Consider the following 13,706-nt stretch of genomic DNA (forward strand, 5'->3'; position numbering starts at 1 on the left):
GCGTGGGGGTCGCGTGAAGCCGGTCCTGGCTGGAACGCTAGGGCCAGGGCCGACAAGACGAAGTGAGGGTATCGCTGCGGATGCGGAAGACCGCTGCCGTTCGTCCCCGGGACGAGGCAATTCCGTGCGCTCGCTCGCGGTTTTCGCCCACTAGCCGCTGCGTGAATGATTTAGCCGGCCTATTTTCGCGAGCCTTTGCTCTTGGGTACCGCCCGAGATGCGTTGTAGGCCAAGGCCTCCCGCAGCAGCGCTTTCAGCGCCGTGCGATTGATTTTGTCGCCCATGTGGAAGTCGATCGCGCGCCACTTGCCGCCGTCCAGACCGGCATTGAAGAGCCGGTCCGGATCGCTGAGCTGGGCGCCGTGGAAGAACGTGAGCTTCACCTTGTCCTTGTGCGGATTGGCGAGCGCGTACATGCCCTGATTCGACCAGACTGGCGTGCCCATCCACTTCCATTCCTCGGTCACGCCGGGATTGACCTCGTGGATGAGCTGGCGAATTTCGGCCAGACGTTCGCCGCGCCAGTCTTCCAGCGATGCGATCTTCTTGTCGATCCGCTCGGAGGCGGTGACGATCACGTCGCTCGCTCCCTGGCTACGCTGATTTTGGGATGAGTCGGTGGGCTGATAGAAGCGCGCGCCGCTCATGAGGCGGCCCGCGCCTGGATCATCTTCCAGCCGTTGCCCGACGGATCGCGGAAGCTGGCGTCGACGCTGCCGTAGCGCTCGACCGGCTCCTGGGTGAACTCCACGCCACGCGCGCGCATCCGTTCGAAGGCGGCGCGGCAATCGTCGACGATGAACACCAGCGGCGGCATGCCGCCTTTCGCCACGACTTCGCGCAGGGCCTGCACGGTGGCCGCGTCGAGCGTGGGCTGGTCCGGCGTGAACAGGCCGAGCTGGAACGAGGGCTGCTCCGGATGCTGCACCGTCAGCCAGCGATAATCGCCATTGCGTGCGTCGGTATGAACGCGGAATCCAAGCTTGTCGACATAAAACGCGAGCGCTTCGTCCTGATCGCGCACGTACAGACCGGCTACTCCTACACCCTGGCTCATGGGACCTCCGTTGTTGGGGACGCGGCCACGTTAACTTCCGCCTCCTGCCGGCGCTTCTCCGAAACTGCGATGGTGAGGTCGGGCCGCTCCGCCGCGCTGAGGAAGCACCCCGGCACCCGCTCGCGGTCCTGGGGAGTGGCCTGTATGCGGGCGCGCAGCTCGCTCGGGCTCTCGCCGGTGACGTCGCGGAAGGTGCGCCCGAACGTGCCCAGACTCTTCCACCCGGTCTGGAAGGCGATGTCGATGATCGGCAAATCGGTGTCGCGCAGCAGCGCCGAAGCGCGTTCGATACGACGCGTGAGCAGGTAACGGTGCGGCGGCACACCGAAGGCGTCCTTGAACGAGCGCGCGAAGTGCGCCGCGGATACGCAGCTCAGCTGCGCCAGCCGCTCGACGGGCCACTCCTCGTGAGAGGCCGCGTCCATCCGATCCTTCGCGCGCAGCAGGCGGCGCAGGAGTTCGGGGTCCTGGCCACTGATGCCAGGACGCGCGGGCGATGGCGCGTCGGATGCCATATCCGTCACGCGCGATTGCGCAGGACGCGCTCGATCCGCCGGTCCGGCACCAGCCACATGAACGCACACGCCACGTAGAGCAGCAGCGAGACCCACGGCTGCCAGAAGGTCGCCGCGATCCCCAGCGCGTACAGCCACACCGAAACCCGTCCCTTCCAGTCATAGCCCAGCGCCGATTTCAGCAAGGACTGGGGGCCTTCTACCCGGATGATGGCTTCCTGCAACACCCGGTATGCCCACCCGGCCATCATCAGTACGAAGCCATAGAGCGCACTCGGCCATGCAGCGAAGTGGTTCTCGCCCATCCAGCCCGTGGCAAAGGGAAACAACGACAGCCAGAACAACAGATGCAGGTTCGCCCACAGCACGGCACCCGAGACCTTCGTCGAGACGTGCAGCATGTGGTGATGGTTGTTCCAGTAGATGCCGACGTAGACGAAGCTCAGCACGTAGCTCAGGAACACCGGCAGGAGCGGGCGCAGCGACGCCAGCGATTCGCCGTGGGGCACCTTCATCTCCAGCACCATGATGGTGATGATGATGGCGATGACGCCGTCGCTGAAGGCTTCGAGCCGGTTCTTGCCCATCTGTCCCCCTATCTGCCTGTCGGATGCACGATCGCAGCGAATTATTGGCCAAACCGGACCACGCGTCTGCCCTCGGCAATCGCGTTGGCGACCCTCGGAGCCCGATCAGGGGATGGACCGCGACTCAAACACCCAATCGCTTCACGAGGCGCACGGCATCCAGGCCGGGGCGGTAATACCCCGGCACGCGATCGCGGAAGCGGTAGCCCGAGGCTTCGTAGAACGCGACGGCACCTGGATTATCGGCGCGCACTTCCAGCCCGATCCTGCGCAACCCGGCCGTCACCGCACAAGTTTCCAGCCAGGCCAGCACGTGCCGGCCGAGCCCACGGCGGCGATGTTCGTGTTGCACACCCAGCAGCACTAGGTGGGCCGATGTATCGCCGTAGTCCATGACCCCGGCCGCGATCAGGTTGCCGCCGTCACGCACCACCGCAACATTCGTGCTGCGGCTACGCACGGCCGCGAGGATTCGCGCGGGGGTGTAGGTCCAGACCAGCCCGTACTCGATGGCATCGCGCGACAACTCGGCGATCGCGCGCGCATCGGCCGGAGTGGCAAGGCGGATGGAAGGGAGGGCCAGCACAGGGACGATGCTACGCCGTCGCGGTTGTGGCGGCGTGCAGAGCGCCGCATCAGACGTACGGCAGCAAGAGTTCGACTTGGGTGCCGGTCGCATCAGGGCCCGGACGGATCGTCCAGGTTCCACCCAATGTCCGAATACGATGGTCGATATTCTTCAACCCCTGGCCGCGAGCGTGCGGCCTTTTCAGGCCACAGCCATCGTCGGTCACCTTTATCGTGAGCGTTTTGCCGTCTGCGCACCCCTCGAACACCACCGCGTTGGCGCGCGAATGCTGAATGGCATTGCCCACGACCTCTTCGATGCATCGAAGCAACTGCAGCAGCCTTCGCCGGTCGACGATCCGCACCGACCCCACCCGATCCAGCTTCCAAGTGGATGCGATGCCTGACGATTCCAGCATGGGCTCTGTCCTGTAACGCAGCATGGCCAGCGCAACGTCCAGGGTGTCCGCGCCTTCATCCAGCGCATCGACCATGATGCGCATGTCGAGCAATGCCCGATGCACCCCGTTGTACAAGTCCGCCCCCGTGCCTCCACGGCGAAGGGCTCCGAGCACGCCGACCAGTCTGGAACCGAAGCCGTCGTGAATATCGCGAAGCAGGCGCTGGCGCTCGTCGTTGGCACCGCGTCGGGACAACTCCGACAGCAGGCGCTGGGCCAGGTCCGGCGAGGCCCGGTCCAGGAGGAGATGCGTGTCGACTCCTAGTGCGGAACTGGAGTGGCGCAGGATCTCGAGGCCAAGCACGATCCTTCGCATCATGACGAACAGCAGCGCCCCCGCGATGACCGTCGCGCTGATCGCATAGGCCAATCCGAGATGCCAGTCCCGGGACGTCATCAGGATAGCCACGTCCACCACGCCGCACCCGACCGAAAGATAGTTCGCCCAGTAAAGGGCCCGGAGTTCCCGCCCGAACATTCGCTCATCGATCCGCGACCTGCAGCAATACAAGGGAGCGATGGCACAGGCCACCTGGATGAGTGACGCCGCATAGAAAAGCGAGCTGCCTTGATACCCGAACAGACTCCTGGATAGCCATATCAACGCCGAACCCGCCGCGCACAAGATGAGCACGCGCTGCAGAGCGGGCATCGGCGCGCGCCACAGATGCGAGATCAACTGGCTCATCGCCCACAGGATGACGCCGAGGCTGGAGTCGGCAATGAACCGGTGCAGCATCACGCCCCCCGGCTTCCAGCCGAACGCGGTGTAGGAAATCCACAGGAACATCAGTGCCAGGATGGCCCAATACCAATACAGCGCCTGTCTCCCCTCGCGCAGAAACCACATACCGAGCGTCAGCAGCGCCATCATCAGGAGCAGGACCAGACAGACGCGGGCAGTGCCTACCTGGCGCCACCAATTCGCCTGATAGATAGGGTTCAGTGCTTCATAGTCGCCGACACAGAGCGCTTCCAGCCTCACCTCGCCCAGCGAATCGCTCAGCGGAAGCTCCAGGACCAGGTTGTTCCCCCCGCCATGAAGCAAGTCGCCGGCAAAAGGAATCAGCTGAGGCCCGAGAATCCGAACGTCGCCTCTGGAAAGATCCACGTCCGGCGTCAAGTCGACGCCATTCAGGCTTGCCCGAAGGTAGGGCGCCGCATTCTCGAGAAATATCGCCTGTGGCTTCTTGGGGACTTTTCCGTAGACCAGCTGCTTATAGAGCGTTACTCGCCTCTCCTGCCGCTGGTACGGAGTGATGACTACGGGAAAGGGCAATTGTCGGCTTTGCCCGTTCTCCATCTTTTCGCCGACTTCGGCAAGACACCCAGCTTCAGGGGGTTCCGTGTAGCGAAGCAGAACAGTGACCACCAGAATGCTCGCGACCAGGCTTCCCCAAAAGAGCAGCTCGCTTACAGTTGGCAGTCGGACGGTACTCAAATCAACTCCCGCAGGATCCCGCTTCTTATCGCGCTCCCTGCATCCCGTAGACACCTTCAGGTGTACCGCGGAGACAAATCCAAGTCGCACTACCGTCGCAGGTCGCTTCGGCACTGCCAAGCCATCGCGCGTCAACCATGGGTTGCGACATCACGAACATCTGCCGATCGATGGTTGCGTCTTCGTGGCGCAAAGGTACGTGCCGCTGTGCGGTGTTCTTGAACTGAGAACAGCACGTTGCCTCATTTGAAATTTTGCGCGACCGCGCTCGTGAGATCGTCACGCCCATCGCGTTGTCGAAGCCCCTATGAAAGTAGTGTTGCAGACAGAGGTTTCCGAGTGCGGCCTGGCCTGTCTTGCCATGGTGGCCTCGCACCATGGGAACGCTATAGGACTGAGGGAGCTACGCCGCCGGTTCCCGTTGTCCCTCAAAGGGGCAGCACTGAGCCGTCTGATCGTCATTGCCGATGGGCTGGGTTTCAATTGCCGCCCGTTGCGCATTGAGCTGGAAGACCTGTCCGAACTCACGACGCCCTGCATACTCCACTGGGACCTGAGCCATTACGTCGTGTTGGTGCAGACCGACGGGAACAAGGTCACGCTGCTGGATCCGGCTGTCGGCAAACGCGTGCTTCCTCTGTCGGAAGTCTCCCAGCACCTTACCGGCGTGGTACTGGAACTGGCACCGACATCGGCATTCGAGCCGCAGCGTGCGGCCCCGTCGATCTCGATCCGCCAACTCGCCGGTCGCGTGACCGGCTTATGGCGGTCCCTGGGCCTGATCCTGGCACTCTCGCTCGCACTCCAGGTGTTTGCGCTGATCAGCCCGTTCTTTATGCAATGGGTCATCGATCAGGTGCTGGTCGCAGCCGATCTGGACCTGCTCGCGGTGCTCGGGCTGGGTTTCGGCTTGACCATGCTGCTCCAGATCGCCATTGGCGCATTACGCAGCTGGGCGGTGATCTACCTCTCGACTCAGCTCGGCCTGCAGTGGATGGGGAATGTATTCGCCCATCTGATCCGGCTGCCGCTAGATTTCTTCGAGAAGCGGCACATCGGCGACATCACGTCGCGCATGGGGGCAGTCCAGTCGATCCAGCGAACCTTGACCAGCAGCTTCGTCGAGGCGCTCATCGATGGCCTGATGACCGCAATCACGCTGGGCATGATGCTGCTGTACAACGCGGGCCTGGCCGTGGTCACCCTGGTCGCCGTGGCGCTTTACCTCTGCTTGCGCTGGGTCGCTTACAGCCCGATGCGCGACCGCACCGAGCAGCAGCTGGTCGCCTCCTCGAAGCAGCAAAGCCAGCTGCTGGAATCCATTCGCGGCATCCAGTCGATCAAGATCGCCGGCTGCGAGCCGGCGCGGCGCTCGAGCTATCTCAACCTGATGCATGAAACCGTGAATCGGGACGTAGGCATCGCCAAATTGGGCTTGGCCTTCAGCTCTGCCAATCAGCTCATCTTCGGGATCGAGCGCATCGCGGTGATCTGGATCGGCGCCACGCTGGCCGTGAAGGGTGTGTTCTCGGTCGGCATGCTGGTGGCTTACCTGGCCTACAAGGATCAGTTCTCCCAGCGCATCGCATCGCTGATCGACAAGTCGATCGAGTTCCGGATGCTGCGTCTGTACGGTGAACGTCTGGCAGACATTGTGCTCACCGAGCCGGAAACAGACGAGGGATCCGAGCAGGCAATCGAGGTGCCCACCACGGCGCGACTGAGCGTATCCGGGCTGAGCTTCCGCTACGCCGAAGGCGAGCCTTGGGTGCTGAAAGATTGCAGCTTCCTTGTCGAAAGTGGCGAGTCGGTAGCCATCGTCGGCGCGTCGGGTTGCGGCAAGACCACCTTGGTCAAACTCCTGTTGGGCTTGCTGTCCCCCGCGGAAGGCGCCATCGCGATCAATGGCATCGACCTTCGCAAGATTGGCACGCGTCACTACCGGCAATGGGTCGGCGCGGTCATGCAGGACGATCAACTCTTCGCCGGCAGCGTCGCCGAGAACATCGCCTTTGGCGAGGACGGTTACGACCTGCAGCGTGTCGAAGAAGCCGCCAGACTGGCGGCGGTCCACGAAGAAATCGTCGCGATGCCGATGGGCTACCACAGCCTGATCGGCGATATGGGTACCACTCTGTCGGGCGGGCAGAAACAACGCGTGATTTTCGCCCGCGCGCTGTATCGAAACCCGCGCTTGCTGTTCCTGGATGAAGCCACCAGCCATCTCGACGTCGACAGAGAGCGCCTGGTCAACGGTGCCGTGCGCGGGTTGAAGTTGACCCGGATCATCATCGCCCACCGCCCTGAAACCATCGCCAGTGCGGATCGCGTCCTCAGGCTGCATGGCGGTCGAATCGTACAGGAGCCCCGGACTCAACCGGCTGCGGCTGCGGAGGCCGAACGGTCATGAATCACGAGCTCTTTCGCCGCGAGGTAGCGCAGGCCCGGAGCGGCAGCCACCTGGGCGGAATCTCGCTCGCCCAGCCGCTGCGCCTTTGGGCGTTCGCCAGCCTTGCGGTCGTCGCCGCCGCGCTGATCCTCGGCTTCCTGATCCTCGGCGAATACAGCCGCCGATCGCGAGTCGTCGGGCAACTGGTACCCAACCTGGGCTTGTCCACTGTGGTCGCGCCCACCTCCGGTGTGGTCAGCCGCTTGTTTTCCGATGAGGGCGATCGTGTCCAGGCAGGCGGTGCGCTGGCGCGTATCGACGTGCCCCGCGCGACCGCGGGCGGACAGGATTCACTCGTCGTGATGCGCGCGGGCATGCATGCACGTGAAGCGAGCACGCAGCGCTTAGGGGAATCTCAACTTGCGCAGGTCGATGCGCGGATCGGGGGAACTTCGCGGCAGCTGGCGATCGCGCGCCAGGAGCTGCGCCAGGTCGAGCAAGCCGTTGCTACGCGCACCGAACAGATCCGGCTCGCGGAAGGCACCGCCGAGCGTTATCGCCGCATCGCCGGCACCCAGTACGTCAGCCAGGTGCAACTGGATCAGCAGGAACAGGCGCGGCTGGAACAGGTAAGCCAACGCGAAGCACTGGAGCGGCAGGCCACCGAGCTGCGCCGCGGCATCGCGCAAATGGAACAGGAGCTGCACGAGTTGCCGGCGCAACGCCAAGCGCAGGAAGCGAGCCTGCAACGCGACCGTGCACTTCTGGAACAAGAACGCGTACAGCAGGAGACCAATGGCGAGCTACTGGTGAAAGCGCCAGTAGGAGGGATCGTCGCGAGCCGCTTGGTCGAGCCCGGGCAGGCGGTGCAAGCGGGACAGCCCTTGCTCACGGTGCTGCCGCAGGGCTCCGAGCTGCAAGCGCAACTGCTGGTGCCGAGCCGCGCGGTGGGCTTCATTGAGCCAGGCGACGCGGTACTGCTGCGCTACCAGGCCTATCCCTACCAGAAGTTCGGCCACTACCGCGGCCGTGTCATTGCCGTTTCGCGCAGTGCGGTCAGCCCTGAAACGGGTCCGTCGACGGGCGGTGGACAGGGCGCCGATTCCTACTACCGCGTTCGGGTCGCGCTCGATGCGCAATCGGTGACCGCATACGGCAAGCCGGAGCCACTGCGCCCGGGCATGGCGCTGGAAGCGGACATCCTGGGCGATCGCCGAAAGCTCTACGAGTGGTTGCTGGAGCCGCTGTATGCGCTGCACGGGAGGGTCGGAAGCTAGAGGGCTGCATCCACGCGGCGACGCCTATCCACCTAGTCAATCTTTGGGATATCCCGCGTCATCGCGCATGGATGAGCATGCCGCGAGCGGACATGGAAGCACGCCAGCGCGTCGAAATGCAGCACTGACCCAACAAAGCACCCATTCACCGAGAATACCCATGTCTTGCGAACCCCTGAACGTATTGATCCACAGCCAGCCCGACAACGACTGGCACGCCGTTCTTGTCGAATCCGCGCTCAAGGCGCGTGGCCACAACGTCATCCGCTACTTCGGCAGCGATCTTCCCGATCACGCCGAGATCGAGTTTTCCTATGACAAATCCGGGAGCTGCGCCTTCCTGCATACGCTGGACGGCACGGCCGACCTCTGCAGCATCGATGTCCTATGGAATCGCCGCATCGCCTATCCCACCTCTCCGACTGCCGTCGCGCCGGAAGATCGCGAGTACGTGCGCGCGCAATTGCGCTCGGCTCACGGCGCCATCGATGCGCTCGCCTCCGGCGCGTTCTGCATCAACCCGAAATACGCGGCCATGCAGGCCGACTACAAGCCTTATCAGCTGGCGATGGCGACCAAGTGCGGCCTCAGCATTCCGCCTACGCTGATCACCAACCGTGACGATCGCTTGAGGGAGTTTATCGACGCTCAGGCCGCGGTCATTCATAAACCACTACGAGGATATGGTTGGGACGAGGAGGACAAGCGCATGGGGACCTATACCGCGCTGGTTACTGCAGAGAGCCTCGAAGCCGCTTCCCCCCTGCGTTATACCCCCGCGATCTTTCAGGCCAAGATCGAAAAGCAATTCGAGGTTCGCGCGCAGTTCTTCGGCGATAGTTGCTTTGCGATGAAGATCGATCCCAGCCGCATCGCTTACGGCGAGATGGATTGGCGGCTTCATCAGAGCGCCGGCATGGTGTCGGGCCAGGTTACGTTGCCGGAACCGGTATTCGCGGCGTGCCGACGACTGATGAAGGCGCTGGGCCTGGTCGCTGGCGCCTTCGACTTCATCGTCACCCCCCAGGACGAGTGGATCTATCTCGAAGTCAATGAGGCAGGCCAGTTCATCTTCCTGGAGATGTGGTGCCCGGAACTGCAGGTGTTCGATGGCTTGTGTGGCTTGATCGAGAGCAGGAACCCCAACTATCGCCATCAGCCCTCGAGCGACTCGGTGAGCTACCAAGACCTGATGACGCGCTGTAATCCAGGCCAGATCATCGCCGATGACAAGCGGCGTCGAGAGCAGACGACGCAAGGCCACAAGGACGCAGCAGCAGCGCCCTCCACTGCAGCGATATAGGTCCGTCGAGATTCGTTGTTCTTGTGCGCTGACGTTGCTGGCGGCGACACATCAAGAAAAAAGAACCGCGCCTGCAAGCAGGCGCGGTCGTTGTACGACAATTGTTGGCGCTAGCACGCCATGACTGCGCTATGTCGGCAGGCCCGCCGCTCTCCGTGTCGCCGGCATGGCCATCCGGATCGCGACGAAGCTCAAGGGAATGTAATGTTAATGTCGTAGGCCGGGTCCGAAAAATCGCCGTCCCCGCCGGTGAGATTATGCAGCACTACGACGTCAATCCAGCCGACCCCGACGCCCCCAACCGGATCGCTGTCAGTAGGATCAGACTTGTAGCCGTCGATGGTATTCGGAAGGGTGCCACCGCAAACCGTGTTGATTTCTTCGTGTGCCAGCACGCGGCCCAGCACTCGCTTTTGCTCATTAGCCATACTGCAGTTCCTCATAAGTTGGATCGCTATGCCCCCGATCCAAAAGGGATGGGCGACTGACTCCAGTCGAAGTGTCCTCGCACATTGAGCTACTCGCGTACGCAACCCCGAGAAGCGCGGAAAGGTTGCGGTCACTCAACCAACTCTTTCCAACCTGCTGGACGTGGTGCACTCGCTATACGAGTCCATCCTCATTCACGGACGCTTGCTTGAGAATCCCCAAACTTGACTAGCGGCAGAACCTTCGATTGAACATCTGCGTCGTCGGAACTCATGCATCGTGTTCTACAAAGAGAACATCACTAGAAACGCAGCAGCGCGATATTTTTGCTCGGCCTATCGTCGTGTGCGCCTTGCATCCATCGCGCACAAAAAAAGAGCCCCGGCGTAAGCCGGGGCTTGGCATCAGGCGCTCACGCGCATGAGGCTCAGTTGAAGGAGATCGACCAGTCGATCAGTGATCCCGTGACGACTCCCGACGGGTTCGTATCTGTCACTCTTAGCTTCCAGGTCCCGACAGACCCGAAGCCAGACCGCGGTTCGTTCGACAGATTCAGAAAGGTGGGTAGCGAGCTGGGGCCGAAGGACAGACCCGAGCCCAGGTGGTAGACCGCGCCAGTGGGCGCGATCAGATCCACTTGCAGAATCCCCGGATTGGGATGATTGAGATTGACGAAGATCTGCGTATTGCAGGACGCATTGCCCGGGCCGGACACCTTCAGTGACTGGACCACCGTCGACCCAGGGGTGATCGAGACAGGTCCGGTGCTCCACGGGCCCATAGCGCTGCTGTAGCTCTGCGGTACCGCCTCGGCGACAAGCGCAGCCTTCTGTGCATTGAGAATACCGGCGCCAATGGGCATCGACGGCGTCGACGGAAAGCCCGTTGCGGTGCACTTGATCAGGTCTTCGACTTGCGCGGGCGTCTTGGGTATCGGCGCTACCGCCTGGATCAGCGCTGCCACGCCGGCTACGTGCGGCGCGGACATCGAGGTTCCCTGATATTTCCCATAGGTTTCGGCGACAGGCGAAGTCGTTCCACTGTTGAGCGTGGACAGGATGTTGGTACCCGGCGCAGCGATGTCGACAGGTGAACCCCAGTTTGAAAAGGTGGCCCGCGCGCCCGTGTTGGTAGTGGCGCCGACGGCAATGACGTTTTTGCAGCTTGCGGGTGTGAACCCGGATATATCGGCGTTACTGTTGCCCGCCGCGACGACCACCGTCGTGCCGTTGCTGACCGCGATGTCGATCGCGCTCTGCATCACCGTGTCGCATGGCTCCTGTCCGCCAAGGCTCATGTTGATGACTTCTGCAGGATTGGCGTTGTCCGGCTCGCCCGCCACGCTGCCACCGGACGCCCAGACGATCGCATCAGCGATGTCCGATGTATCGCCACCGCAGCTCCCGAGGACGCGTACCGGCACCACCTTGGCCGCGTAGGCAACGCCGGCGATGCCGTTTGCGTTGTTGGTCAGGGCGGCCACCGTGCCGGTGACGTGAGTACCATGCCAGCTCGAATTGCGCGCGGAACTACCATTTCCGCACTGATTGGCGACGACAAAGTCACCGGGATCGCTCGGATCGCTGTCGCGGCCGTCTCCATCGTTCGCCACCGCGGGATCGGTAATGAAGTCATAACCGGGCAGGATATTTGCGTTGAGGTCGCTGTGATTCGTGATGCCGGTGTCGATCACCGCCACGACGACACCCGCGCCTTGGGTAACGTCCCACGCCTGATCGGCGAGGATGCCGTAGGTTCCGAATAGATCCCACTGATTGGCGTACATGGGGTCGTTCGGGGACATCATCGCCTGCAGGCGCCTGTCGACGGTGACGTACTCCACATCCGGGTCGGCGGCGATCTGACGCATCAGCGACTCGGCTTCCACACGGTCCAGCTTGCGATCGACACGCACAACATCCGCACCGATGCCCATGCGGCGCAGATGGTGCAACCCAAGCGCCTTGCCGCCTATGGGCGCCTTGGCGGCGCGCGCCAAGGCCTCCCTAGCCTTGGCAACATCTTTGCGCTCGGGCGTACCTTTGCGGTAACCGACGATGAACTGGTCATGCTTATCCATCGACTTCAAGCCAAAGAGCTCGACGCGGCCTGCCATGGCTGGCGTGGCAAGGGAAGAAATGAGAACAGCGATAGCGACCCTGAGCGCGGGCGCAACTATGCGGTGATTCGAGACTGACGACATGTTTGCTTTTCCTCCAGGAAGTGGCTGGCACTAGCGTGATCCGCGCTGCGCGTTGCTGCGATGGAAAGCCCGAAGCACGCTCGGCCATTCGTGTGAAACACGACGACCGTGCCTGCGAGCAGGCACGGTCGTCTCGTGGGTTCGATTTTTTGCGGTTAGGCGTTACCGACGCACTTCCAGCCGATGATCCTTCCGGTCGCGCTGTAGATCGGGATCAGCGTCTGGCCCGGCAGGCAGGACGGCGGCGCGGCGATGGTGGTGTCGCGCTTGAAGCCCACCTGGTTGGACGAGTTGTCGGCAAAGGCGAGGTTGGCGATCAGCGTCAGTGCGACGCCTGCAACGAGTGCGGTCTTGTTCATGGGTATCTCCTGAGTAGGGAAGGTAGTGAAAGCGCACGTCGTCCCGCACCCTGGCCACGCATTAATTGCTGCTCGGACCGATGCACTTACGCGTGCCGGCCGATGCTGCTACGGGCATTTGACGCTGAACATCCGCAAAGTTGGTGACGCACGCGTAGAACGGCGCTACATGATCGGGGCCGGCATCTCCTCAGCCCAGAGAATTAGATCTGCGGTATACGGCTTCGTTTTCTTCTCAGAACCAAATCCGCCGTCACCGCCATCCACCAAGCACACTTCGGAATCACCGCCATCCACCACCATGCATTCTTCGGAACCGCCGCCACCCACCATGTTGACTTCCTCGGTGGCCAGCACGCGGCCCAGCACTCGCTTTTGCTTGCTCTCCATAAGACACTTCCTCTTGGGATTTGGATCGCTATGCCCCCGATCCAAAAGGGATGGGCGACGAACTCAGGTGGAGTGTCCTCGCGCATTGACCCGACAGCGGCGCAAGCCCTGGCATCGAAGGGGATCCCCCTGATAAGCCCCACGATTGGCGCGTTCGCTAATGCGAGGCCAGCGTGTTTCACGGTGGCCTGCTTGAGAATCCCCAAAGTTGAGTAGGCGTTCGCACGCCTCGTTTGCTACGCGCAAACTCGCTCTTCGACATTGCGTCGAAGAGCCGCTGTCGACACTCGGCTACTCGTACAGGATGCGCGTCGGAGTGACGAAGCGCTTGCCCGCGATGTACGGACAAGCGGGGCCGCAAAGGGACATTCATTCAGTCCGTCCTGCGTGGCGCAAGGGCAGGACGTGACGACTGGAACGGAACGAAGCGTATCCGGAGCCCGGCAGGTCTTAAGCGGGGCCCCTTGGCCAGGCTAGGGTTTGGCCACCACGTTCGCCTCGACGAGGTTTACGATATCGCCGAGAGTGGGATTCTTGACCAGGTCCAGGTTCTTGAACGTAACCCCCAGGCGCTCCTCGACATCCATCATCAGGTCTACCATCAGGATCGAATCGATACCCAGGTCGGACTGCGTGGTTGCAAGGGTGAGCTCTTTGCCATCGAGGTCGAACCGCTCGGCCACCAACTCTTTCAGACTTTCGAAGATCTCTTCGCGTTTCATGTAAGGC

At 62.4% G+C, this 13,706-nt stretch carries 14 protein-coding genes; 3 read left to right on the plus strand and 11 right to left on the minus strand.

Features of this window, described 5'->3' with window-relative positions; translation table 11 throughout:
* Positions 1-179: 179 nt before the first annotated feature.
* The 6 genes from ACYVJ8_RS17345 to ACYVJ8_RS17370 form a co-directional block, all read right to left on the minus strand.
* Positions 180-578 (minus strand): DUF1801 domain-containing protein, encoded by a 399-nt coding sequence (locus tag ACYVJ8_RS17345; protein WP_460714765.1) that lies wholly within the window; start codon positions 576-578, stop codon positions 180-182.
* Positions 579-643: 65 nt separating this feature from the next.
* On the minus strand, positions 644-1,057 hold the full coding sequence (locus ACYVJ8_RS17350) for a VOC family protein (protein ID WP_460714767.1): 414 nt from the start codon (positions 1,055-1,057) through the stop codon (positions 644-646).
* The gene (locus ACYVJ8_RS17355; protein WP_460714769.1) at positions 1,054-1,572 is read right to left on the minus strand and encodes a helix-turn-helix transcriptional regulator; all 519 of its coding nucleotides are present in this window, start codon (positions 1,570-1,572) and stop codon (positions 1,054-1,056) included. The genes ACYVJ8_RS17350 and ACYVJ8_RS17355 overlap by 4 nt, the downstream gene beginning before the upstream one ends.
* A 5-nt stretch (positions 1,573-1,577) precedes the next feature.
* On the minus strand, positions 1,578-2,159 hold the full coding sequence (locus ACYVJ8_RS17360; RefSeq protein WP_460714771.1) for a TMEM175 family protein: 582 nt from the start codon (positions 2,157-2,159) through the stop codon (positions 1,578-1,580).
* 124 nt (positions 2,160-2,283) lie between these two features.
* Positions 2,284-2,745, minus strand: coding sequence for a GNAT family N-acetyltransferase (locus tag ACYVJ8_RS17365; protein ID WP_460714773.1), 462 nt, complete (start codon positions 2,743-2,745; stop codon positions 2,284-2,286).
* A 49-nt stretch (positions 2,746-2,794) separates the two neighbouring features.
* On the minus strand, positions 2,795-4,627 hold the full coding sequence (locus ACYVJ8_RS17370) for a sensor histidine kinase (protein ID WP_460714775.1): 1,833 nt from the start codon (positions 4,625-4,627) through the stop codon (positions 2,795-2,797).
* 307 nt (positions 4,628-4,934) lie between these two features.
* Between ACYVJ8_RS17370 and ACYVJ8_RS17375 the strand changes: the two genes are divergently transcribed.
* The 3 genes from ACYVJ8_RS17375 to ACYVJ8_RS17385 all read left to right on the plus strand — a co-directional run bounded on the left by ACYVJ8_RS17375 (position 4,935) and on the right by ACYVJ8_RS17385 (position 9,596).
* Positions 4,935-7,037, plus strand: coding sequence for a peptidase domain-containing ABC transporter (locus tag ACYVJ8_RS17375; RefSeq protein WP_460714777.1), 2,103 nt, complete (start codon positions 4,935-4,937; stop codon positions 7,035-7,037).
* Entirely contained in the window at positions 7,034-8,293 is a 1,260-nt protein-coding gene (locus ACYVJ8_RS17380) for an HlyD family secretion protein (protein WP_460714779.1), read from the plus strand. The genes ACYVJ8_RS17375 and ACYVJ8_RS17380 overlap by 4 nt, the downstream gene beginning before the upstream one ends.
* 160 nt (positions 8,294-8,453) lie before the next feature.
* Positions 8,454-9,596: an ATP-grasp domain-containing protein gene (locus ACYVJ8_RS17385; RefSeq protein ID WP_460714781.1), complete on the plus strand. Its 1,143-nt coding sequence runs from the start codon at positions 8,454-8,456 to the stop codon at positions 9,594-9,596.
* Positions 9,597-9,787: 191 nt separating this feature from the next.
* Here the strand turns inward: ACYVJ8_RS17385 and ACYVJ8_RS17390 are convergent, their stop codons facing one another.
* The 5 genes from ACYVJ8_RS17390 to ACYVJ8_RS17410 all read right to left on the minus strand — a co-directional run bounded on the left by ACYVJ8_RS17390 (position 9,788) and on the right by ACYVJ8_RS17410 (position 13,699).
* On the minus strand, positions 9,788-10,024 hold the full coding sequence (locus ACYVJ8_RS17390; RefSeq protein ID WP_460714783.1) for a hypothetical protein: 237 nt from the start codon (positions 10,022-10,024) through the stop codon (positions 9,788-9,790).
* Positions 10,025-10,452: 428 nt separating this feature from the next.
* Positions 10,453-12,228 carry a S8 family serine peptidase gene (locus ACYVJ8_RS17395; RefSeq protein ID WP_460714785.1) on the minus strand — a complete coding sequence of 592 codons (1,776 nt, stop codon included), beginning with the start codon at positions 12,226-12,228 and terminating at the stop codon, positions 10,453-10,455.
* A 155-nt stretch (positions 12,229-12,383) separates the two neighbouring features.
* A complete protein-coding gene (locus tag ACYVJ8_RS17400; protein WP_460714787.1) occupies positions 12,384-12,587 on the minus strand; it encodes a hypothetical protein in 204 nt (67 codons plus the stop codon).
* A gap of 165 nt (positions 12,588-12,752) precedes the next feature.
* On the minus strand, positions 12,753-12,977 hold the full coding sequence (locus tag ACYVJ8_RS17405) for a hypothetical protein (protein ID WP_460714789.1): 225 nt from the start codon (positions 12,975-12,977) through the stop codon (positions 12,753-12,755).
* 473 nt (positions 12,978-13,450) lie between these two features.
* Positions 13,451-13,699 carry an acyl carrier protein gene (locus tag ACYVJ8_RS17410; RefSeq protein ID WP_460714791.1) on the minus strand — a complete coding sequence of 83 codons (249 nt, stop codon included), beginning with the start codon at positions 13,697-13,699 and terminating at the stop codon, positions 13,451-13,453.
* Between the last annotated feature and the right edge of the window lie 7 nt (positions 13,700-13,706).

It is taken from the genome of Lysobacter terrae (genome assembly GCF_054782215.1).

Excerpts from the sequence above, each read along its gene's own strand:
- ACYVJ8_RS17350 (WP_460714767.1), bottom strand. The coding sequence starts at position 1,057 with ATGAGCCAGGGTGTAGGAGTAGCCGGTCTGTACGTGCGCGATCAGGAC.
- ACYVJ8_RS17355 (WP_460714769.1), bottom strand. The coding sequence starts at position 1,572 with ATGGCATCCGACGCGCCATCGCCCGCGCGTCCTGGCATCAGTGGCCAG.
- ACYVJ8_RS17360 (WP_460714771.1), bottom strand. The coding sequence starts at position 2,159 with ATGGGCAAGAACCGGCTCGAAGCCTTCAGCGACGGCGTCATCGCCATC.
- ACYVJ8_RS17375 (WP_460714777.1), top strand. The coding sequence starts at position 4,935 with ATGAAAGTAGTGTTGCAGACAGAGGTTTCCGAGTGCGGCCTGGCCTGT.
- ACYVJ8_RS17380 (WP_460714779.1), top strand. The coding sequence starts at position 7,034 with ATGAATCACGAGCTCTTTCGCCGCGAGGTAGCGCAGGCCCGGAGCGGC.
- ACYVJ8_RS17385 (WP_460714781.1), top strand. The coding sequence starts at position 8,454 with ATGTCTTGCGAACCCCTGAACGTATTGATCCACAGCCAGCCCGACAAC.
- ACYVJ8_RS17390 (WP_460714783.1), bottom strand. The coding sequence starts at position 10,024 with ATGGCTAATGAGCAAAAGCGAGTGCTGGGCCGCGTGCTGGCACACGAA.
- ACYVJ8_RS17395 (WP_460714785.1), bottom strand. The coding sequence starts at position 12,228 with ATGTCGTCAGTCTCGAATCACCGCATAGTTGCGCCCGCGCTCAGGGTC.
- ACYVJ8_RS17400 (WP_460714787.1), bottom strand. The coding sequence starts at position 12,587 with ATGAACAAGACCGCACTCGTTGCAGGCGTCGCACTGACGCTGATCGCC.
- ACYVJ8_RS17405 (WP_460714789.1), bottom strand. The coding sequence starts at position 12,977 with ATGGAGAGCAAGCAAAAGCGAGTGCTGGGCCGCGTGCTGGCCACCGAG.
- ACYVJ8_RS17410 (WP_460714791.1), bottom strand. The coding sequence starts at position 13,699 with ATGAAACGCGAAGAGATCTTCGAAAGTCTGAAAGAGTTGGTGGCCGAG.